Annotated in this window: 20 protein-coding genes; 9 read left to right on the forward strand and 11 right to left on the reverse strand. The window is 30.5% G+C overall.

Features of this window, described 5'->3' with window-relative positions:
* Positions 1–10: 10 nt before the first annotated feature.
* On the forward strand, positions 11–748 hold the full coding sequence (locus LOS89_RS12015) for a GLPGLI family protein (protein ID WP_231835483.1): 738 nt from the start codon (positions 11–13) through the stop codon (positions 746–748).
* Positions 741–3374, forward strand: a complete 2634-nt coding sequence (locus tag LOS89_RS12020; RefSeq protein ID WP_231835484.1) for a TonB-dependent receptor — start codon at positions 741–743, stop codon at positions 3372–3374. Before LOS89_RS12015 ends, LOS89_RS12020 begins: the two co-directional genes overlap by 8 nt.
* Here LOS89_RS12020 and LOS89_RS12025 read toward each other — a convergent pair.
* Together LOS89_RS12025 and LOS89_RS12030 are read right to left on the reverse strand one after the other, a co-directional pair.
* Entirely contained in the window at positions 3358–3711 is a 354-nt protein-coding gene (locus LOS89_RS12025; RefSeq protein WP_231835485.1) for a hypothetical protein, read from the reverse strand. The genes LOS89_RS12020 and LOS89_RS12025 overlap by 17 nt on opposite strands.
* A 47-nt stretch (positions 3712–3758) precedes the next feature.
* Positions 3759–4733, reverse strand: coding sequence for a polyprenyl synthetase family protein (locus LOS89_RS12030; protein WP_231835486.1), 975 nt, complete (start codon positions 4731–4733; stop codon positions 3759–3761).
* 166 nt (positions 4734–4899) lie between these two features.
* On the opposite strand from LOS89_RS12030, the gene LOS89_RS12035 reads away from it, so the two are divergent.
* Genes LOS89_RS12035 through LOS89_RS12050 form a run of 4 tightly spaced genes read left to right on the forward strand, consistent with a single transcriptional unit; the run spans position 4900 to position 11523 of the window.
* Positions 4900–5502 carry a TetR/AcrR family transcriptional regulator gene (locus LOS89_RS12035; RefSeq protein ID WP_231835487.1) on the forward strand — a complete coding sequence of 201 codons (603 nt, stop codon included), beginning with the start codon at positions 4900–4902 and terminating at the stop codon, positions 5500–5502.
* 2 nt (positions 5503–5504) lie between these two features.
* Entirely contained in the window at positions 5505–6854 is a 1350-nt protein-coding gene (locus LOS89_RS12040) for a TolC family protein (protein WP_231835488.1), read from the forward strand.
* 12 nt (positions 6855–6866) lie between these two features.
* Positions 6867–8030 carry an efflux RND transporter periplasmic adaptor subunit gene (locus LOS89_RS12045; protein ID WP_231835489.1) on the forward strand — a complete coding sequence of 388 codons (1164 nt, stop codon included), beginning with the start codon at positions 6867–6869 and terminating at the stop codon, positions 8028–8030.
* A 19-nt stretch (positions 8031–8049) separates the two neighbouring features.
* Positions 8050–11523 carry an efflux RND transporter permease subunit gene (locus LOS89_RS12050; protein WP_231835490.1) on the forward strand — a complete coding sequence of 1158 codons (3474 nt, stop codon included), beginning with the start codon at positions 8050–8052 and terminating at the stop codon, positions 11521–11523.
* 52 nt (positions 11524–11575) lie between these two features.
* Here the strand turns inward: LOS89_RS12050 and LOS89_RS12055 are convergent, their stop codons facing one another.
* Positions 11576–11920 carry a toxin-antitoxin system YwqK family antitoxin gene (locus tag LOS89_RS12055; protein WP_231835491.1) on the reverse strand — a complete coding sequence of 115 codons (345 nt, stop codon included), beginning with the start codon at positions 11918–11920 and terminating at the stop codon, positions 11576–11578.
* Between the two features lie 162 nt (positions 11921–12082).
* The gene (locus tag LOS89_RS12060) at positions 12083–13087 is read right to left on the reverse strand and encodes a TlpA family protein disulfide reductase (RefSeq protein WP_231835492.1); all 1005 of its coding nucleotides are present in this window, start codon (positions 13085–13087) and stop codon (positions 12083–12085) included.
* 140 nt (positions 13088–13227) lie between these two features.
* Between LOS89_RS12060 and aspS the strand changes: the two genes are divergently transcribed.
* The 3 genes from aspS to LOS89_RS12075 all read left to right on the forward strand — a co-directional run bounded on the left by aspS (position 13228) and on the right by LOS89_RS12075 (position 15490).
* Positions 13228–14973: an aspartate--tRNA ligase gene (aspS, locus tag LOS89_RS12065; protein WP_231835493.1), complete on the forward strand. Its 1746-nt coding sequence runs from the start codon at positions 13228–13230 to the stop codon at positions 14971–14973.
* Positions 14974–14980: 7 nt separating this feature from the next.
* Positions 14981–15208, forward strand: coding sequence for a hypothetical protein (locus tag LOS89_RS12070; protein WP_231835494.1), 228 nt, complete (start codon positions 14981–14983; stop codon positions 15206–15208).
* An 84-nt stretch (positions 15209–15292) separates the two neighbouring features.
* Positions 15293–15490, forward strand: coding sequence for a cold-shock protein (locus LOS89_RS12075; protein ID WP_231835495.1), 198 nt, complete (start codon positions 15293–15295; stop codon positions 15488–15490).
* A 63-nt stretch (positions 15491–15553) separates the two neighbouring features.
* On the opposite strand, the gene LOS89_RS12080 is transcribed toward LOS89_RS12075, so the two are convergent.
* The 7 genes from LOS89_RS12080 to LOS89_RS12110 all read right to left on the reverse strand — a co-directional run bounded on the left by LOS89_RS12080 (position 15554) and on the right by LOS89_RS12110 (position 22033).
* A complete protein-coding gene (locus LOS89_RS12080; RefSeq protein WP_231835496.1) occupies positions 15554–16036 on the reverse strand; it encodes a hypothetical protein in 483 nt (160 codons plus the stop codon).
* Positions 16037–16091: 55 nt separating this feature from the next.
* Positions 16092–17177 (reverse strand): biotin synthase BioB, encoded by a 1086-nt coding sequence (bioB, locus tag LOS89_RS12085; protein ID WP_231837076.1) that lies wholly within the window; start codon positions 17175–17177, stop codon positions 16092–16094.
* A 62-nt stretch (positions 17178–17239) separates the two neighbouring features.
* The gene (locus LOS89_RS12090) at positions 17240–18412 is read right to left on the reverse strand and encodes a beta-ketoacyl synthase N-terminal-like domain-containing protein (protein WP_231835497.1); all 1173 of its coding nucleotides are present in this window, start codon (positions 18410–18412) and stop codon (positions 17240–17242) included.
* Positions 18413–18477: 65 nt separating this feature from the next.
* A complete protein-coding gene (gene bioA, locus LOS89_RS12095; RefSeq protein ID WP_231835498.1) occupies positions 18478–19749 on the reverse strand; it encodes an adenosylmethionine--8-amino-7-oxononanoate transaminase in 1272 nt (423 codons plus the stop codon).
* A 98-nt stretch (positions 19750–19847) separates the two neighbouring features.
* Entirely contained in the window at positions 19848–20465 is a 618-nt protein-coding gene (gene bioD, locus LOS89_RS12100) for a dethiobiotin synthase (RefSeq protein ID WP_231835499.1), read from the reverse strand.
* A 1-nt stretch (position 20466) separates the two neighbouring features.
* Positions 20467–20889, reverse strand: a complete 423-nt coding sequence (locus tag LOS89_RS12105; protein ID WP_231835500.1) for a putative signal transducing protein — start codon at positions 20887–20889, stop codon at positions 20467–20469.
* Positions 20882–22033, reverse strand: a complete 1152-nt coding sequence (locus LOS89_RS12110; protein WP_231835501.1) for an aminotransferase class I/II-fold pyridoxal phosphate-dependent enzyme — start codon at positions 22031–22033, stop codon at positions 20882–20884. Before LOS89_RS12110 ends, LOS89_RS12105 begins: the two co-directional genes overlap by 8 nt.
* Between the last annotated feature and the right edge of the window lie 9 nt (positions 22034–22042).

Below are 22042 nucleotides of genomic sequence, written 5' to 3' on the forward strand. Positions count from 1 at the left end.
ATATTGAGAAATGAGAAAGTATATATATATTTATTCCATATTTTGCTGTTGTAGCTTTTTATTTTCTCAAGAGAATAAAGAGTTCTTAACCATAAAATATAAAACTTTTTTAATTGATGAGACAGAAGATTTTAGTTGTTTTTATTACGAAAACAATACTCTCATAACAAATAACAAAAAGAGTATATATTATGAAACTCCAAGAGACACACTATTATCAAGTTTATCAATGGGAGATTTAAATAATTTTGATGCTGATTATAAATACATTTATATAAAAGATTTTGAAAAAAAAGTTTTATTATATGATAGAAACTATGGGGCAAAGAAAATTATTATTGATTCTACAAATTTAATAACTTGGAAAATTAACGATAATACTTTAAATGTGCTGGGATATAATTGTCAAGAAGCAATTGGTTCATTTAGAGGGCGAAATTACAAGGCTTATTTTTTAAAAGATATTCCATATCAAAATGGACCTTTTAAATTTGATGGCTTACCAGGTCTAATTTTAAAAATAGTTTCTACAGATGGTTGTGTAAATATTGAAGCTTATGAATTAGAAGTTTCTCAAAATATACCTTTCCCATCAATAGATAATTTTGAACAAAAAGACAAGATTACATGGCTTGAATTTACAAAATTTTATAAAAGGAGATTTGATAAGGTTCAAAATTTCGTCTCTGAAGATGGTGTTACAATTAGTATTCCAAAGGGATACATAGAGAAGTTTATAAATGAATAAAATACTATTTTTTACTTTCTTAATATTCTCAACGAAAATTCATTCTCAAAACACTATTAAAGGAACAGTTTCAGATTCAATTGGAACTGTTCCTTTTGCTACTATATTACTAAAAGACGGCAACAATACTATTAAACAATATACTTCAACCAATGAAAATGGTTTTTACAAAATTCTCTTAAAAAATAATGCAGAAATTCTTTTTTTAGAAGTAACTAATTTAACACATGAACCCAAAACAATCTCTTTAAAAGATTATGTTAGTAAAAATAATGAAGTTATTATTGACATCAAATTAAGTGGAAGAGTTACTAAACTTAAAGAAGTTATTGTAGAAAAAAAGATACCAATTGTAACTAAAAAAGATACGCTCGTATACAACCCTGAAAGCTTTAAAGATGGTAGTGAACGAGTTATTGAAGACTTACTAAAAAAATTACCTGGTATAAAAGTTGAAGATAATGGTGAAATAAAATTTAAAGGCAAGCCTATAAAAAAAATGCTTTTAGATGGCGATGATTTATTTGATGCTAACTATACCATAGGTAGCAAAAATATCAATGTTGACATGATAGATAAAATACAAGGGATTGAAAACTTTGAAGAAAATAGTTTATTAAAAGGAATAAGAGATTCGGATAAAGTTGCTTTAAATCTTGTACTTAAAAAGGGAAAAACAGATTTTTCAGGAAATGCAACCTTAGGTTTTGGCGTTGAAAATCGCTATTACGGAAATCTTACAGGCATTTTAGTAAACAGTAAAATCAAAGGTTTTGGAATTGCTTCTTACAATAATGTAGGTCAAAATAACACACCTTATGATTTTGATTCACAAGTATTATCACTCGAAAATTTAAAAAACAGAAACTTAAATACACAATCTTTAATTAATGAAGGTAATTTTAATTCTGAAATAGATGATAGCTTTCACCGATTAAACAATAATTTTTATAGCAGTTTAAATTTTCTAAACAAAGTTTACAAAAATTCTAATGTAAGGCTAAATTTTGGTTATTACGATGATAAACTCCAAAGGATAAACAAAAGTAATTCAGTTATTACTCTAGAAAATGAAACTTTTGAAGTTAATGAAATCAATAATCAAATTAAAACACCACAGTTATACGATTTAAAAGTTCAGTTTTCAAATAAAGAAAAAAAGAATTTCCATTGGGAATATTTAGGAAAGTTATTTTACAATAAAACAAATTTTAACGACTCAAGTATTAATAACACTTTGCTTCAAGACAATACTGTTGATTCTGAAAACTTGAACTTAAATCAATTTGTTAATTCAACTTATAAAATTTCTGAAAACAAAGCCTTAGTTACATCTTTACATCACGTAAGTAGTAAAAGTCCGCAAACACTTTTAACTAATCCAGGTACAACAATAGATAGCTTCAATAATTTAATAGCTTCTCAACAAAATAGTGAATTTTCAAAAGATTACTTTAATGTAAATGCATCTTATTACTTAAGTAAAAACAAATTCAAATATGGCATACATTCAAGCTATTTTATTAACGAAAACCGATTAAATTCAAAATTACTTGACGAATCAAATCAAATTTTAAATAATGATTTTGTTAATAATAATTTATATAAAATCACTAATTTTAATATAAATCCTATAATAGTATTTAATACCGAAAAATATTCTTTTAAATTAGGTATTAATGCTATTTACAATTCTGTTTATTTTAAAGAAAGTTCGTCAAAAAAAGAAAATAACAACCTCTTTTTTACACCAAAACTAGCTTTAAAATACAGATTTGACAAAAAAAATAGCACAACTTTTAGTTATGATTACAATCAGATGCTTCCCGATGAAGACAAAACTTTTACTGGAGTGGTTCAAACAAGTTATCGCGGCTTTATTTCTAATGAACTTTCTTTAGAATATCTTAAAACACATTCATATAATCTAACTTATAACTATAATGACTTTTTTAACCTTACGCAATTAAGTGTAAACTTAAACCATAACTATCGCCCAAATAACTATTTTTACAACACTATAATTAATCAAGACATAACAATATTTAATCGTTTTTATGGTAATATTGGAAATAAAGATTATGGATTATCTATTTCTGGAGAAACTTACTTTCATCCCTTTAGAACGACATTTCAATTAAATTCTAACTTCAATCTTTCATTTGATAATAACATAATTAATAGTTCTGAAATTAGAGAAATAAAAAATGAAAACCTGTTTTTGAACTTCACTGCTAGAAGAGGAATAAAAAAAATAGTTGTTGTTGAAAATAAAACTTCTTTTATAAACAATAATTTTACTGTCATCAAAGAGAATTTGAAAAATAACTTTCAAAGTTTATCAAATCAAACAAAAATTGTACTTAAGAAAAATGAGCGTTTTAATGCAAATGTAATTGGAAACTTTATTTGTCCAAATCTAAAGGTAAACAACAATTATTTTTTCTTAGAATCTGAAATAAATTATACCTCAAAAAATAAAAAAATCACTTATTCATTAATTGGGAAAAATCTAACAAATAATAAATCGTTTTTTATGAGCAGTGTTACAAACTTTTCAAATAATACATCATCACACAACCTAATTGAAAGATATGTAATGTTAAAAGTTACATTCGGTTTCTAAACCAAACCTTTTGCCATTCGCGTTTTAAGACCAAAAAAGCAACTTGTTCCGATAATTCCACTAAGTCGGAACCATCTAATTTTTTGATTTGCTCTTCTGGAACATCTATGATGTAGAGTAAATTCAAATATTCAGCAAATTTGTGTTGAATGAGTTTGTAGATTTTCTCTTGGACTAAATTCTTAAATTCGAATGGAAAAATACTTGCCGGTACATCTAAAGGCTCATTCGCCAAAGCAAAATCCTTATTCACTTGCTCAATCAACTTGAAGTACAAATGTGCTTCTTCGGCTTGCGTGATTAATGCGTCAATATTTGCTGGATTTATAAAATTCATTTTTTAGTAGTATTGACACATTGTCTAATTGAATATTTGGCACATTATTACACGTTTCTTCCCATTAAATTTTCTCCAAAAGCTTTTAAAATGGCTTTCTTTTCATCCTCAATACTCATTTTTTCAAGCGTTTCAAAAGCTTTAAAAGTATAATCTTGAATCGCTTTTTTAGTAGCATCGCTAGCTCCAGACGAGTTAAATATTGCTTTAACAGATGCTATTTTATCTGTATTATCGGAAGGTTGAATCGAAAACAAATGCATTAATTGTTGTTTTTCATCTGAAGATGCAAATTCAACTGCTTTTAAATACAAATAGGTTTTTTTATTTTCAATAATATCACCACCAACTTGTTTTCCAAAAGTTTCTGGATTTCCAAAAGCGTCTAAATAATCGTCTTGTAATTGAAATGCTATTCCTAAGTTTAGTCCGAAATCGTAAATTAAATCAGCATTTTCTTCGGATGTCTCAGCTACAATTGCTCCCATTTTCATAGCAGCACCTACTAAAACAGCCGTTTTGTATTCAATCATTTTAAGATATTCCGGAATAGTAACATCGTCACGCGTTTCAAAATCCACATCATATTGTTGTCCTTCACAAACTTCTAGAGCAGTTTTACTGAATAATTTCGCTAATTTTTGAAATGTTTTAGGTTCATAATTCTCAAAAAATTGATACGCTAAAATAAGCATTGCATCACCCGATAAAATTCCCGTATTCAAATCCCATTTTTCATGAACAGTTTGATTTCCTCTCCTTAACGGAGCATCGTCCATAATATCATCATGGATTAATGAAAAATTATGAAACACCTCAACCGCCGTTGCTGCAGGAATGGCTTTTTCACAATCTACATTAAAAACTTCTGCAGCCATTAATGTTAAAACCGGACGCATTCTTTTTCCGCCAAGTGATAAAATATACTGAATTGGTTCGTATAAATTTTTAGGTTCTTTGTTAGCTACAATTTGAGAAAATTGACTAACCATTTTCTCTTGATAATGGGAAATAGAATGCATTTTTTGATTTTTTTGCTAAAGTACTTCAATAATCTGAAATGTGGCAAATTAATCAAATGTTAAATTTTCTTAAAAACTTTGGAAACTATTTTGGTGTTAAAAGTTTCCTGCATACATTTGCATCAAAATTTAGAACCTAAAAAAAGTTTTAAATAAAAAAATAAAGATGAAAGACCAAATTTTAATTAAAGCAACTGATATGTTTCTAACGCTAGGATTTAAGAGCGTTACGATGGATGATATTGCTGCTGAAATGGGAATTTCCAAAAAAACCATTTATCAACATTATAGCAACAAAGATTCTTTAGTAAAAGAAGTTACTTTACATCTGTTTGAAACTATTTCATGTGGTATTGATGGTATTTGTGCTGTAGGAAAAAGCCCAATTGAAGAACTTTTTGCCATTAAAAACTTTGTTTTAGAACATTTAAAAAACGAAGCTGCATCACCTTTTTATCAATTAAATAAATATTACCCAAAAATTTATTCAACACTTAAAAAGAAACAATTTGGCAAAATGAGTGAATGTGTCCTAGATAATTTAAATCGTGGTGTACAAGATGGTTTGTTTAGAGAAGATATTAATGTAGAAATCATTGGGCGCTTTTATTTTGCTGGAATGAATAGTTTAAAAGACGAAGAATTATTTCCAAAAAATCAGTTTAACGCAATAGAAATTCAAGAACATTATTTAGAATATCATTTAAGAGGAATTTGTACAGAAAAAGGAAAAGAAAAATTAGAACAATTATTAAAAACCAATAAATAGATATGAAACAAAAATTAACCATAATTTGCTTAATTATTGCTTCTGTAATAACAGCACAAGAAAGCGAGAAAAAATCGTTTTCTTTTACGTTACAACAAGCAATTGATCACGCCATTGAAAACAATTACACGGCTATGAATGCAAAACGTGATATTGATGCGGCTAAACAAAAAAAATGGGAAACTACCGCTTCTGGACTTCCTCAAATTACTAGTAATGTTCAATATTTGAATAACTTAGATTTTCAAGCGCAAGGGGTTTCGGGTAATGCTTTTAACCCTGGTGGCGATCCAAATGCTATTACAACAATTGCTTTTGGAACAAAACACAGCATGAATGCATCGGCAACTTTAAGCCAATTGATTTTTGATGGTTCGTATATTGTAGGTTTGCAATCTGCAAAAGTGTATCTTCAAATTTCTGAAAACGCTAAAGAAAAAACCGATTTAGAAATCAGAGAACTGGTTACTAATGCATACGGAAATGTTTTATTAGCTAGAGAAAGTGTTTTAATCTTCGAAAAAAACAAAGCCACTTTAGAAAAAACATTATTTGAAACAAATGAAACTTTTAAAAATGGTTTAACTGAAGAAGAAAATGTAGAGCAACTTCAAATAACACTTACTCAGTTAACAAGTTCATTATCGAATGCTAAGAAAAGAGAAGAAATTGCTTTAAATCTTTTAAAAATCTCAATAGGAATTGACATCAACAACGAGGTGATTTTAACTGAAAAATTAGATGATTTAGCTACTAGTAACGTTGATTTAGCTGTTTTAAATGAACAATTTGACGCAAACAATTCGATTGATTTTAAAATCCAAAAAAACAACGAAGAATCAAAACGTTTACTTTTAAAATTAGAGCGTTTTAGAGCTTTACCTACCATTGGTGCACAATTAAATTACGGAGCTAACACATTTGCTAACCGTTTTGACTTTTTAACAACGGATCAAAAATGGTACAATTATTCAAATTTTGGTGTAAATATTAGCCTTCCTATTTTTAGTAGTTTTAGAGATAGAGCAAGAACACAACAAGCTAAAATTGCTTTTGAACAAGCTAAAACACAAGTAACCGAAACAGAACAACGTTTAAAACTTCAATACCAACAAGCAAAAACGGATTACGAATTTAGCATTGAACAATATGGTGCTTCTAAAAGTAATTTGAAATTAGCAGAACGAATTGAAGCAAAACAACAAGTAAAATTCAAAGAAGGACTTTCTACAAGTTTTGAATTTACAGAAGCACAACGTCAATTATATACAGCGCAACAAAATTATTTACAAGCTATGATTGATGTAATGAACAAAAAAGCAACTTTAGACAAACTAACTAATAAAAAATAATTAACTCGAAAAATGAAAAAAATAGTATACATCAGTTTATTAGGTTTACTAATTACCTCATGTGGAGGTGATTCAAAAACAGCTTCAGTTGACAAAGCTATTGAATCAAAAAATGTAGCAACAATTAAAGCAACAAGAGCTGAAATACAAAAGCAATACGATGCAATTGGTACAGAATTAGCAAAACTAGATTTAGCAATTGCAGAATTAGACACATTAAAAAAATCGGCTTTAGTAACTACAGCAGTTGTTAAAGACACCATTTTTACACACTACATCGATATTCAAGGAAATATAGATACAAAACAAAACTTAATTATTTATCCAGAATATTCAGGATTATTATCTCAAGTTTATGTAAAAGCAGGTCAAAATGTAACTAAAGGACAAGTTTTAGCTCGAATTGACGATGGCGGATTAAGCAATCAATTAGCGCAAATGGAAACACAAACTGCTTTAGCTAAAACAACATTTGAAAGACAAAAAAATCTTTGGGATAAAAAAATTGGTTCTGAAATTCAGTTTTTACAAGCTAAAACAAATTATGAAGCACAAACAAAAGCAGTTGCTCAAATGAAAGCACAACTTGCTAAAACAGTTGTAAAAGCTCAATTTAGCGGTGTTATTGATGAAGTAATTACTGAAAAAGGACAAGTAGTTGGTCCTGGACAACAATTAATGAGAATTGTAAACTTATCAGATATGTATGTTTCTGCAAACGTTCCTGAAAGTTTTATTGGTAAAATTAAAGTAGGTGCTATTGTAGACGTAAATGTAAAATCTACTGGAAAAACATATAAAGGAAAAGTAAGACAAATTGGTAATTATATCAATCCAAACAATAGAAACTTTAGTATTGAAGTTGCTGTTCCAAATACTGATAATTTGTTAAGACCAAACCAAGTTGCTGTTTTAAAAATTGAAGATTACAAAAAACCTAATGCAATTTTAATTCCTGAAAGTATCGTAACTGAAAATGCAGCAGGTGAAAAAATCATCTATACTGTTGATGCAAGTGGTAAAGAGCCGAAAGCAATTAAAAAAACAATCGAAGTTGGTTTAATTTCAGGTGCTAATATTGAAGTAAAATCTGGGTTAAACAAAGGAGAAACCATCATTATCGACGGAGCAAGAAGTGTTCAAAATGGTGATGTTGTTGAAATTCTTAAAAAATAAGTGCTAAAAAATTATTGGTATGGATAACAAAATAACTAAAAGCTTTGGAATTTCTACATGGGCCATTAACAACAAAATGACCGTGTATGTAATTACAGCCATCATATTAATAGGAGGATTAATTTCCTATTACTCAATGCCTCGTGAAGATTTCCCTGAAATCATTGAAACTAAAATTTACGTTAGTTCTATTAACCCTGGAAACGCAGCAGAAGATGTTGAAAAATTAATTACAAAACCTCTAGAAGAAGAGTTTAACAATATTTCTGGAGTAACAAAAATTACATCAAACACTTTACAAGATTATTCTATGATCTTAGTAGAATTTGATGAAGACATTACAGTAGATGCGGCAAAACAAAAAGTAAAAGATAAGGTTGACTTAGTAAAATCGGAAACCGATTGGCCAGTTATGCCAGGTGGAGAAAAAGTAGAACCAAATGTTTTTGACTTAAACATTGCCGAAGAACAACCAATCTTAAACATCAATTTATCGGGAGATTTACCTTTAGATAAATTGAAAGATTATGCCGAATATTTAGAAGATAAAATCGAACGTCTTCCACAAATTAAAGAAGCGGCTATTCGTGGTGCCCAAGAAAAAGAAGTTGAAATTGCAGTTGATATTTATAAAATGACTGCAGCTCAAGTGAGTTTTGATGATATCATTGGAGCTGTTTCTAGAGAAAATACAACTATTTCTGGTGGTAATGTAGTAAACAATGGTATTAAGAAAAACATTCGCGTTGTTGGAGAAATTGAAAATCCGGCTGAACTAGAAGACGTTGTTGTAAAAAAACAAGACGGTGTTGTTTATCTTAAAGACATTGCTACGATTAAGTTTCAACCAAAAGAAGCAACTACGCATGCTAGAGAATATGGAAATGCTGTTGTTATGCTTGACGTTAAAAAACGTAGTGGTAAAAACATGATTGAGGCTACTGAAAGCATCAAGAAAATTGTAAAAGAAGCGCAAGACAATTACTTCCCTTCGAATTTAAAAATTTCGATGGCAAACGATCAATCTTCAAGAACTATCAACCAGGTTGATGATTTAGTAAACAATATCATATTTGGTGTATTATTAGTTGTTGGTGTCTTAATGTTCTTCTTAGGATTTAGAAGTGCTTTATTCGTAGGTTTTGCGATTCCGCTATCTATGTTTATGTCGTACATCATCTTGTCATCATTTGGAGTTACATTAAATACAATGGTATTATTTGCCTTAGTAATGGGACTTGGAATGCTTGTAGATAACGGAATTGTAGTAGTTGAAAACGTTCACTCTTTAATGAGTCAAGGAATGAGCCGAAAGCAAGCTGCAATTGAAGGAGTTGGAGAAATTGCATGGCCTATTATTGCTTCTACTGCAACTACATTAGCTGCCTTTTTCCCTCTAGGTTTATGGCCTGGTACAATGGGTAAATTCATGATTTATTTCCCAATGACACTTTCTGTTGTATTATTTTCATCGTTATTCGTTGCTTTAGTAATTAATGCACTTATTACAGCTGAATTCATGCAATTGGAAGAAAAAGAAATGTCTCAAAAAACATTAATTCGTTTAAGTAGCATTGTTGGTGGAATCGGATTAGTTTTAGTTATCCTTGGTTTTTCATCTGGTGCAAACGGATTAAAAGGTATTGGAAACCTAATGGTTTTCTTTGCTATTATGCTTTGGATTTACAAATATTATTTATCAAGAGCCCAAGTATATTTCATGGAAGTTGTTTTAGTAAAACTAGAGAACTTTTATAAAAGAGCATTAATTTTTGCATTGAGCGGAAAAAAACCAATAATATTTTTATTTGGTACTATTGGATTATTAATATTTTCATTTGTTTTAGTTGGTATTGCACAGCCTAAAGTTTTATTCTTTCCGGAAAATCAACCAAATCAAATCATGACCTACATTGAATTTCCTGAAGGAACAGATATTGCTAAAACCAATGCTTTTACAAAGGAAATAGAGAAAAAAGTATATGCTGTTGCTAACAAATATACTGATGAAGAAAATTTCAACTTCATGGTAGAATCTGGAGTTGCTCAAGTGGGTGAAGGTGCTGGAAACCCTCAAACCGATGGTGCTTCACAAAATGAAATGCCACATAGAGGAAAAATTACGCTTTCAATGCGCGAATACAAATTTAGAAAAGGGGTTAATAGTAGCGACTTGATGAACGAAATTCGTGCAGCAGTTAAAGGTTATCCTGGTGTTTCTATAATTGTTGAAAAAGATCAAAACGGACCCCCTTCAGGTTATCCAGTAAATATTGAAATTTCTGGTGAAAACTACAACGATATGCTTATTGAAGCTGAAAAAGTAAAAGATTTCATCAACTCTAAAAATATCGCTGGAATTGAAGAACTAAAACTAGATGTTAACAAATCTAAACCAGGTTTAGAAGTTGTTGTAGATAGAAAAGTTGCTGGACAATTAGGAATTTCTACTGCTCAAGTTGGTCAAACATTACGTCGTTCTGTATATGGAGAAAAAATCTCTACTTATAAAGAAGACAAAGACGATTATGAAATTAATGTTCGTTTCAACGAGGATTTAAAAAATGACAACAGTGCAATTTTCAATCAGCCTGTAACATTTAGAGATCAAGCTACAGGAAGATTACAACAAGTACCAATTGCTGCTTTGGTTGAAAAAACAAACACTTCTTCTTTCAACACTATTAAACGTAAAAACTTAAAAAGAGTAATTACGGTTTATTCAAATGTATTAGAAGGATATAATGCAAATGAAATTGTTGGTTCACTTAAAAAAGAAATGGCAACTTATAAGATGCCAAAAGACACCAACTTTGCTTTTACAGGAGAACAAGAAGAACAAGAGAAAAACTCTTCTTTCTTATTCAAAGCTTTATTAATTGCGATGGGAGGAATTATTTTAGTAATGGTAGCGCAGTTCAACTCTATTTCTAAACCTGCAATTATTATGTTTACTGTAATTCTAAGTTTTATTGGTGTATTCTTAGGATTAGTAATTTTCAGAAATGATTTCGTAATCATCATGACGATGATGGGAATCATCTCGTTAGCCGGAATTGTAGTAAACAACGGAATTGTATTAATAGATTACACACAATTATTACTTGACCGAAAAGCAGCTGAAATAGGATTAGAAGAAGGTGAAATTTTAAGCAAACAAGATTACTTTGATGCAATTGTAGAAGGTGGTCGTTCAAGATTACGCCCAGTATTGTTAACAGCAATCACAACTGTACTTGGTTTAATCCCACTTGCGATTGGTTTAAATATTGACTTCTTTGGATTATTCATCAATTACAACCCAAACATTTATATGGGAGGTGATAACGTAATCTTCTGGGGACCATTAGCTAAAACGGTAATCTACGGATTAATATTTGCTACGTTCTTAACACTAATTATTGTTCCAGTAATGTTCTACTTACTAAACAGAATGAAGATTAGAATAAAAAAAGGGAAACCTACCGAAACGGAAGTTTTACCATCAGTATAAAAAGAAAAAGTCCCGATTAAATCGGGACTTTTTTTGTATAATTTAAAAACGATTAGTTTTTAACTAAAACGTCTCTTGACCATTTTTTTACTTCAGCAATTCTACTATCTGAAAAATCTACTTCGCTTAAAGAAGTATCACTCCAAAAGAACCATTTACCTGTTTTAGTTCCATTTTTATATTCTCCCATGGTTAATTTAGTTCCATCTTCATTATAAGAAGTCCATTTTCCATGTAATTTGCCGTCTAAGTAATATCCTTCTTGTTTTACTTGTCCGTTATCATAATAATATGTCGCTTTTACCATTTGGTCAACCACCTCTAATTTTGGTTTTACTTCTTGTGCAAATGACAAGCTAGAAACCAACAACACCGCAGCAATAATTACTTTTTTCATAGTCTTTTCTTTTTTAGGTTAACATTACAGTAACAAATATAGAACTTATTTTACAATAAAAAAACTTTTGCTTAACAATTTGGTAACATTGGGTAAAAATTTAACATTGAAAAAGCCAATACGTAATGTATTGGCTTTGAATTATATATAAAAAAGAGATGATTATTTCACTAAAGTATCTAATAATTCTACTAAAGCATTAGACGATGGTCTTGGAGCATCAGCCTTAACAACTTTACCAGATGGATCAATTAATAAGAATCTAGGAATTGCATTAATTCCGAATGCTTTAATAAAATCTGAGTTCCAGTTTTTATCTGCAAACAATTGAATTCCGCCTAATTCTTTGTCAACAACAAATTTTTGCCATTTTTCGTGATCTTTATCAACATCAACTGAAATACTAACAAATTCGATGTTTTTTCCATGATACTTCTCTTCTACTTTTTTCAAATGAGGAATTTCAGCTCTACATGGTCCGCACCAAGTTGCCCAAACATCAATGTAAACATATTTCCCTCTTAAATTTTCTAATTTTGTTTTTCCTCCTTTGTGATTTTCGTAATCAAACGATGGTGAAGCAGTTCCTTCAACTTTTTTAGCAGCAGCTTTTTGATTATAATATTGCGTAAGCATCATGCCTTCTTGTGCAATTCTTGGCTTTAAAAGGCTAACTAATTTTTCATCTAAACCAGCAGATTCTAATTTTGCTAAATCTTCTTTACCTTTTGCTTCTAATGCAGCTTTAAAAGTTGCTTCGTCTTTTTCTAACAAAGCTTCCAATTCCATTTCAAACTTCTCGTCAGATAAAGCTTTCTGCGCTAAAAAGTTACTTTCTTTAGCTCCTTTACCAGAATAAACAATTGTTTCATCAAAATCTTTAGCATCCAATTTTAAAGTAAGCTCATCTCCTCCTCTTAAATACATTAACGAAGATTCAGAACCATCACTAAATTGGTGTAATCCATCAGTCACTTCAAAAGTTGATTCAAAAACTCCTTTTTTGTTAACAGGAATTACTTGTTTAAATTTATTCGGACCATAAATAGTTAAAGTGTCGCTATTTCTGTTTTCAATTTTAGCCGAAAACTTAACTTTTCCTTTTGCAGTAGTTTGTGCAAAAGAAAAACCAACCGACAATAGTAATAAGCAAACTAGTTTTTTCATAAAATACGTAAATAAGGTTTCTGTAAAATTATACTAATATTTTAAAAAACGATAAAATCGAATTAAAATTCTATTTTAATTAACAATTGAACTCTAAAATTTTCTTTTTTGTTCTTACTTTTGCATAAAATTTTTTCAAAATGTACAGAAGTCATAACTGTGGCGAACTAAACGCTTCACATATTAATACAGAAGTTACCCTTGCTGGATGGGTTCAAAAATCAAGAGATAAAGGTTTTATGATTTGGGTTGATTTACGTGACCGTTATGGTATCACGCAATTAATCTTTGACGAACAAAGAACAGACAAAACTGTTTTTGAACTTGCTAAATCTTTAGGAAGAGAATTCGTAATTCAGGTTAAAGGAACTGTTATTGAGCGTGAATCGAAAAACGCTAATATGGCTACTGGTGATGTTGAAATTTTGGTTTCAGAATTAACAATTTTAAACGAAGCGCAATTACCTCCTTTCACTATTGAAGATGATACGGATGGTGGTGAAGATATTCGTATGAAATATCGCTACTTAGATATCAGAAGAAATCCGGTTAAAAACAACTTATTGTTCCGTCATAAAGTATCGATGGAAGTTAGAAAATATCTTTCTGACCAAGGTTTTTGTGATGTAGAAACACCATATTTAATTAAATCTACTCCAGAAGGTGCTCGTGATTTCGTTGTACCAAGCAGAATGAACGAAGGTCAATTTTACGCTTTACCACAATCGCCACAAACATTCAAACAGTTATTGATGGTAGGTGGAATGGATAAATATTTCCAAATTGTAAAGTGTTTCCGTGATGAAGATTTACGTGCTGACCGCCAACCAGAATTTACACAAATCGACTGTGAAATGGCATTTGTAGAACAAGAAGACATTTTAAATATGTTTGAAGGTTTAACACGTCATTTACTAAAAGAAATCAAAGGAATTGAAGTAGATAAATTCCCAAGAATTACTTACGATTACGCAATGAAAACGTACGGTAATGACAAACCAGATATTCGTTTTGAAATGAAATTTGGAGAGTTAAATGCTGTAGCTCAACATAAAGATTTCCCAGTATTCAATTCAGCAGAATTGGTAGTTGGAATCGCTGCACCAGGCTGTGCAAATTATACAAGAAAAGAAATTGATGCTTTAATTGATTGGGTAAAACGCCCTCAAATTGGAGCTTCGGGAATGGTATATGTGAAATGTGAAGAAGACGGAACATTTAAATCATCGGTAGATAAATTCTATGATCAAGAAGATTTGAAAAAATGGGCTGAAATTACAAATGCAAAACCAGGCGATTTAATTTTAATTTTATCGGGTAATGCTAACAAAGTAAGAACACAATTATCTGCACTTCGTATGGAGGTTGCTACTCGTTTAGGTTTAAGAAAATCGGATGAGTTTGCTCCTTTATGGGTTGTAGATTTTCCATTATTAGAATGGGACGAAGAAAGCGGACGTTATCATGCAATGCACCACCCATTTACTTCTCCTAAACCAGAAGATATGGCATTAATTGAAACAGAACCTGGAAAAGTTCGTGCTAATGCTTATGATATGGTTTTAAATGGAAATGAAATTGGTGGAGGATCTATTCGTATTCACGATAGAGAATTACAGTCTAGAATGTTTGATTTATTAGGATTCAGCAAAGAAGAAGCACAAGCTCAATTTGGTTTCTTAATGAGCGCATTCGAATTTGGAGCGCCACCACACGGAGGTTTAGCTTTCGGATTAGACCGTTTAGTTTCAATTTTAGGAGGACAAGAAACGATTCGTGATTTTATTGCATTCCCTAAAAATAATTCAGGAAGAGATGTAATGATTGATGCCCCATCTACAATTGATGAAGCGCAATTACAAGAATTACATATAAAATTAAGATAAGTATAAAATGAAAAAGGTTCTAATTGCACTCATCATAATTATTATTGGATTTATTTCGTTTGGATATATTCAAAAACAAAACGGATTAAATGGCGATAAATGGATTGGAATTGGAATCTTAATCAGCACATTTGTTTTGATTCCATTATTTTTATTTTCTAGATTCAGAAATAAAGAAGTTCGAGATAGAATGTTAAATTTTGAATTAAAGAAAAAAGAAAATACTGAAAACTAATAAATTACAAAAAAAATTAACTTTTTCTTGTTCGTGTCATAAATAAGTATATCTTTGATAATTATTAATTTTTTACATTACAAAATGAGAACAGGAAAAGTTAAGTTCTTCAATGAATCAAAAGGTTACGGTTTTATTACTGACGATGAAACTGGAAAAGACATTTTCGTACACGCTACTGGAATGAAAGTAGAAACTCTAAACGAAGGAGATAGCGTAAGTTACGAAGAAGAAGAAGGAAGAAAAGGTAAAGTAGCTGCTCAAGTAGTAGTTATCGAATAATATAAGTATTTTTTGATTACCTAGAAAGATTAAAAGTCCCGATTATATCGGGACTTTTTTTATTTATAACCATTTTGTTTCGCTTTCAGTAGCATCTAAAACATCAATATTTAAAGCTAACTTAAAATTATTAGCAACCGCAAATGCATCTTCTTTATTGGTAGTTTTATAAAATGTTATGTGCTTATTACGATTGTAAAATAGGTTTACTTTTATAATTTCATATTTCTGAGTTGTTTCAGCTGTAACTACTCTCACAGTTTGACTTTCTTTAGTTTTAAAAACCGAAACGTATTCAAAATTCGGAATTGGCATCCATTTCCCTATTTTAAAATTAAATAATTTGTGAAAAGTTCTAAATTGTTTCGTTTCTAAATTAATATCTGAACCTTCTACTACATTCAACCCTAAACCTATTACTATAAAAATAAGCGCCATTAAACTTCCGGTTAAAACCAGCATTAAAAACCCTAAACTTGCAAATGCAACTCCGATAAAACGCTTAAAAAATGGAATCTCTTTTTGGTAACTAATAATTGTATTCATAAAAATGTATAAAAAAGTCTGTATTACTACAGACTTTCAAAATTGTTTTATTTGTTTATTTTTTTGCTACAGAAGCTTCAATGTTCTTTTCAATTTTATGCCCTGGTCTTGTCCATTTTGGTTTTTCACCTAAAGCTTCATATTGAGAATCACATGCTTCAACTGTTTCTGGTTGCATTTTTTTGATGAATGGTTTTTGAGGATTCAATCCTAACAATTCAAACATTTTCATGTCTTCATTCACATCAGGATTTGGAGTCGTTAGTAATTTATCACCAGCAAAAATTGAATTAGCTCCTGCAAAGAAACACATTGCTTGTCCTTCTCTAGTCATTTGAGTTCTTCCTGCAGATAAACGCACTTGTGTATCTGGCATTACAATACGAGTAGTTGCTACCATACGAATCATATCCCAAATTTCAACTGGTTTTTCATCTTCTAATGGTGTTCCTTCAACAGCTACTAATGCATTAATTGGCACCGACTCTGGTTGAGGATTTAATGAAGCTAAAGCTACTAACATTCCTGCTCTGTCTTCTACTGATTCTCCCATTCCAATAATTCCACCACTACAAACTGTTACATTAGTTTTTCTAACGTTTGCAATTGTTTCTAAACGGTCTTCATATCCTCTAGTAGAAATAACTTCTTTATAATATTCTTCAGAAGAATCTAAATTGTGATTGTAAGCATATAAACCAGCTTCAGCTAAACGTTTTGCTTGGTTTTCAGTAAGCATACCTAAAGTACAACAAACTTCCATGTCTAGTTTATTGATAGTTCTAACCATCTCTAAAACTTGTTCAAACTCAGGTCCGTCTTTAACATTACGCCAAGCTGCTCCCATACAAACTCTTGAAGAACCTGATGATTTAGCACGTAAAGCTTGTGCTTTTACTTGTTGCACTGACATTAAGTCGTTTGTTTCAATATCGGTATGATATCTTGCTGCTTGCGGACAATATCCACAATCTTCAGGACATCCGCCTGTTTTAATAGATAATAATGTAGAAACTTGTACTACATTAGGATCATGATTTGTTCTGTGTATTGTTGCAGCTTCGTACAATAAATCCATCATCGGTTTGTTGTATAAAGCAATAATTTCTTCTTTGGTCCAGTTATGTCTAGTTGTATTCATCATTTTCATATTATTTTTCAAATGTAAGGAATTCAGATAAAAATTACACCATTAATGTTAATTTAGAAATCTTTAGAAAGCAATACACTTACTGCATTTCCTCCAAACCCAACAGCATTTATCAAAACTTTATTTATTTTTCTATTTATATTCTGCTTTTCGGCAAATGGCACTTCGATAAATTGATTGTGTTGCATCATCAAAATTGCCATTTCCAAATTCAACATTCCAGAAGCACCAAAAGTGTGACCAACTTGCCATTTATTTGTAGTTAACATAGGTAAATTATCTCCAAATACTTTCTGAATTGCTTTATATTCTGAAGTATCCCCTTTTAAAGTTCCCGGCATATGCATAACAATAGCATCGACATCTTCTAAATTGGAATTCTTCAACGCCATTTTCATCGATTTCTGAAAGCAATTTGCTTCGTCTGAAATTGAAATATTGTGTTCAATATCGTCAGTTGCATATCCTATTCCTTCGATATAAGCCAACGCATTTTCTTTTTTTCCAACCTCTAAACAAGCAACAGTTGCTCCTTCCCCTAAAACCATTGAATTTTTTGTTTTAGAAAAATCGAATGCTCTACAAGGGTATTGGAAATTTTCAACATTACTCGGCTTTTGATAAATCTTTAACGCATGCATCTGAGCAATAGTAAATGCTGTTAATGGGGCTTCACTACCACCAACTAAAAACTTATTCGCCATTCCAGATTGCAACCAAGCCACTGCATTTAATACTGCATGTAAAGCTGTTGAACAGGTTATAGAATGTGAAATTTCTGGTCCATCATTTTTTAAATCATGAGCCACCCATGATGAAATGTTTCCAAGTGTTGTTGTTGGAGAAGCTAAAGTTCCTGCTTTACCAGTTTCTATAAATTCCTTGTGATGTTTTTCAAACAATTGTGTTGCTCCACGAGATGAACCAATGTTAATTCCGAAATCATCTCCAGAATTCCAACCTGCTTTTTTAATAGCTTCTCGCGATACTAAAATAGCCATTAAAACAGTTTCGTCTAAAGCTTTGTATTTGCTATCTGAATTTCTTAGATACTCAATTTCTACTCTTAAATTACTTGGAATCTGTGCAACAAATTGGGGTTCACCGTAATAATCCTTTAATTTAATTAAGGATTTTCCTGATAGATAATTATTCCAAATTTCCTCAGGATTATTTCCCAAAGGAGAAATTGACGCTAAAGATGTTAGGGCGATTTTAGTTTGCATGATAATTCGTCTTGAATAATTAAAGTTGTCGAAAAGACAAAATCAATTATAACAATGGTACAAAACTACGCTAATTCTAACGCTTTTTCAATTGTTTGATATACTTTTTCCAGTTGATTTTGTGAAATAATATATGGCGGTAAAATGTAGACAATATTTCCTACAGGTCTCAAAATAACGCCGTTTTCAATAAAAAAATCGTACAACTTGTTTCTAAGTTTACCATAATATGATTCTTCACTATTAGTTACTATTTCTAAAGCAAATATCACTCCAAGCACACGAGTAGTTTTCACTTTTGGATGATTTTTAATTACGTTTTCAAAATTCAAATGACTTTGATTTATTCTAGTAATACTTGATTGAATTTCATCAGTTTGTAACAATTCGATACTAGCTAAAGCTGCCGCACATCCTGTTGGGTTTGCTGTGAATGTATGACCGTGGAATAATGCTTTATTGGTATCTTCATCATAAAATCCATCAAAAATTTCCTGAGTGAAAGTTGTAATTGCCATTGGAATTGTTCCACCAGTTAAAGCTTTAGACAAACACATCATGTCTGGATTATGTGTTAGATAATCCGACGCAAATGTTTTACCTGTTTTTCCAAAACCTGTCATTACTTCGTCGGCAATTGTAAATACATTATTCTGTTTACAAATAGTCAATAATTTATCTAAAATTTCTGGAGAATACATAACCATTCCTGCCGCACCTTGTACCAATGGTTCAAAAATAAAAGCTGCATATTCATTAGTTTGTACCAATTCTTCAAGAGCTTGAATCGTTTTTTCTTCATTTCCTTTTGTTGGTACCGGAATTCTATCTACTTGCAAAAGCGAACCTTGAAATGCTTCCGTAAAAAAAGAAATTCCACTTGCTGCCATTGCTGCAAAAGTATCTCCATGAAATGCATCTTCAAATGCAATGATTTTAGTTCTTTTACTATTTTGATTGTAAAAATATTGCATGGCCACTTTGATAGCCACTTCTACCGATGTAGAACCATTATCAGAATAAAAGAGTTTCTTTTGGTTAGAAGGCAAAATTTCCATTAATTTCTCAGCCAAAAGAACTGCAGGTTCATGAGTAAAACCACCAAACAAAACATGCTCTAGAGTGGTTAATTGTTTGTAAATAGCATCTGCAATTACAGTATTAGAATGTCCGAATGGATTTACCCACCAAGATGCAATTGCATCGATATATTCTTTATTATTTTCATCCCACAACAAAGCATCTTTTCCTTTAACAATTGCAGGAAACTTATTTGCTGTTTTATGTTGGGTGTATGGGTGCCAGTTGTATAATTTATCTCTCTCTGTAAGGTTCATGGTATAGAAAATGAAAGAAATAGATAAGGTTTCAACTATTTCTTATAATTGTAATGCAAAGATAAACAATCTGCCTTTTTACTTATTGTTAAATTGATTTATAAAGCTAAAAGATTATCTCTAAACTTATCAGCGTAATATTTAATTACATTTTGATCAAAGTAAGGTTCATTTTCAATTCTTCCGATAAATTTAGCATTGGTTTTAGATAGAATAATTTGTTCCGTTGACTGATTTTCATCGCCTGAAAAAATAATACCAGCTACTTCTATTTTCTTATTTTTCAGCATTTCAATTGTCATCAAAGTATGATTGATACTTCCTAGATAATGTCTTGAAACCACAATAACTTTATAATCTTTTTTAATTAAATCAATTATAGAATCATTTGTGTTTAAAGGAACTAAAATACCTCCCGCACCTTCAATAATCAAATTATTCTCAGTCTTTGGCTCTTTGATTTCTTTCAGATTAATTGTAATTCCATCAATTTCTGCTGCTAAATGTGGACTTGCAGGAGTATTTAATTTATAACTATTATCGTGAATTTTAGTCGTAGAATTAGATATATACCTTTTAATCTTATGACTGTCTGAATTATCTAAATCTCCAGCCTGAACCGGTTTCCAATAATCAGCCTCTAAAGCTTCAACTACAATTGAAGAAGCAATTGTTTTACCAACATCAGTCCCTATTCCTGTAATAAATATTTTCATATTATTTTTTCTCTTTTTTAAATTCAAAATGACACGTTTTACAACGATATCTTCTTTTAATATATAATGGCAGAACAATAAATAACAAAGCAATTAACATTGATAAGAAAGACTTAGCATCATCTATTACTGAAAACTGTTGTACCTGATTACCACCACATTTTGTGCAAACTATTGGTTTTCCATCATCAGTAAGTTCATATTTAGGAATAGAGTCTAAAATTTCAATTGCACGATCAAAATCCTCACTTTTCACATATAACTTTACACCACCAACAGCATTACTTACCAAAGGATCTGTATCTATTGTAAAGTTATCTCTAAGGAAGGCTTCAATCCCTTCCGACTCTAATTTTCCTTTGAAAATAATAGCCTCAGACGAATAAATATAAGTTGCAACTATTTTAAATGTTTCTTTATTCATTATTTATAATTGTACTCAACAAAAATAATACTTGAGTAATTTCTTCTTTTTTATTAAACGAATGCAAACAAAAACGCAATCTTTCTTGACCTTCAGAAACTGTTGGTGATAAAATAGGTTTTACATCAAAACCTTTTTCTTGAAGTTGTTTTGCAATACTTTTTACTTTTTCATTACCCGGAACAATAGCACACTGTATTGTAGAGTTACTTGTCACGAATACATTTGTTAGATTCAACTCATTTTTAGTTTGATTAAAAAAATCAATGTTAGAATTTAATTGTTTTATAACCGAAATATTAGAAGACAGTTCTTTATATGCAACTAAAATAGTTGCTACACTATGAGGAGAAAGTCCGGTTGTATAAATGAAACTTCTTGCAAAATTAACTAGATAAGTGCGCAATTCATGACTTCCTAATATTGCTGCACCATGACAACCTAATCCTTTACCATAAGTCATTATTCGTGCAAAAACTTTATCCTGAAAACCTAAACTTTGAATCAAACCCTCACCTTTTTCCCCAAAAACTCCTAATGCATGAGCTTCATCTACAATTAAATAACAGTTGTGTTTTTCAACAACTTGAATCATTTTTTCAAAGTTTGGGACATCGCCATCCATTGAAAATACAGATTCAGTTGCTATATAAATTGTTCCGCTATGCGCTTTAAGTTTTATTATTTTCTCTTCTAAATCATGAATATTGTTATGTGAAAATTTAAATGATTTTGCATGACTCATTTGAATTCCATCACGAATAGAGGCGTGACACAATTCATCATATAAAATAAAGTCGTTGCGCTGTGGAATTGCACTGAAAAAGCCAACATTAGCATCGTAACCTGAATTAAAAATCAAAGCCGATTCTGAATTATGAAACTGCGCAATATAATTTTCAGCATCATTATATAAAGAATGATTTCCAGAAATCAAACGTGACCCTGTAGCACCATTACTTTTAATATTATTATCTAACAAATATTGATGTGCTTGGTTGAAAATAGTTTCGGATTGAGCAAAGCCTAAATAGTCATTAGAAGAAAAATCTATTCTTGAAATTGACTGAGTTGTCAATTGTCGCAAAGCATTATTTGCAATTCTTTTATTTAATTTTTCTTGTAACGATTTAGGTAGTTTCATGTATCCAAA

The organism is Flavobacterium channae (assembly GCF_021172165.1).
GTDB lineage: Bacteria > Bacteroidota > Bacteroidia > Flavobacteriales > Flavobacteriaceae > Flavobacterium > Flavobacterium channae.